Annotated in this window: 1 pseudogene; it reads left to right on the top strand. The window is 69.3% G+C overall.

The window, feature by feature from the left end:
* Positions 1-47: 47 nt before the first annotated feature.
* A pseudogene (locus AB0N02_RS47370) lies at positions 48-1,075 on the top strand (IS5 family transposase); the annotation flags it as partial.

Below are 1,075 nucleotides of genomic sequence, written 5' to 3'. Positions count from 1 at the left end.
TAGGTGAGGCCCGAGAGTGGACTGGCCGTGGCTGGTAGAACTCGGACGTGGCGCGCTTTGATGTGACCGATGCCGAGTGGGTACTGATTGAACCGCATCTGCCGGTGGCGGCCACAGGGCCGTTGCCACGGCGGGTGCGGGATCAGTTCAACGGGATCCTGTGGCGTTTCCGCACCGGATCCGGCTGGCGTGATGTCCCGGAACGCTACGGGCCCTGGTCCACGCTCTACTCCCGGTTCAACGGCTGGGCCAAGGCCGGGGTGTTCCAAGGGTTGATGGACGCGCTGATCGCCGAGGCGGCGTCACGAGGACAGGTCGGGCTGGAACTGGTCAGCGTGGACTCCACCATCGTGCGGGCGCATCAGGAGTCGGCCGGGCTGGCGGTGGCCGGGGAAACGCTGGATGCGCTGGAGCAGGCGCTGACCGAGGAAAAGGGGGCTCCGCTGGCGGAGCAGCCGCCGGTGCTGCGGGTGATGCGCCGCAGGTCGCACCCAGCGCGGACGAGGCAGGCGACGCGGGCGTATCGTCGGGCCGGGATCGTGCCGCCGGGCGGCGACGCCGCAGGGCCCGGGCAAAGCCGGCGGGCTCGGCCGATCCCGGGGCGGGCTGAGCAGCAAGGTCCATGCCGTAGTGGATGCCGCCGGGCTGCCTTTGGCCTTCGTGCTCACGCCAGGACAGGCCGCCGACTGTCCGCACTTCATCACCGTCCTGGGCAAGATCCGCGTTCCCGGTCCGGCCGGGCGACCGCGTACCCGCCCTGCCGCGGTGGCGGCGGACAAGGCTTACTCCTCCAAGGCCAATCGTGCCCATCTGCGCCGCCGCCGGATCAGCGCGGTCATCCCGGAGAGGAGCGATCAGCGGGCCAACCGCACGAGGAAGGGTTCGGCGGGTGGGCGGCCCGTGCTTTTTGATCCGGAGCGTTACCGGCAGCGCAACACCGTCGAACGCTGTTTCCAGAAGATCAAGACCTGGCGCGGTCTGGCCACCCGCTACGACAAGACCCCGGGAAGCTACGAGGCCGGGCTTCACCTTCGAGGCTCGGTCATGTGGCTGAAGCTCCTCACCTCAACCACAT

This window comes from Streptosporangium sp. NPDC051022 (genome assembly GCF_040683035.1).
GTDB lineage: Bacteria > Actinomycetota > Actinomycetes > Streptosporangiales > Streptosporangiaceae > Streptosporangium.
The sequence above is the reverse complement of the archived record's forward strand: the minus strand, read 5'-3'. Positions and strand labels throughout refer to the sequence as shown.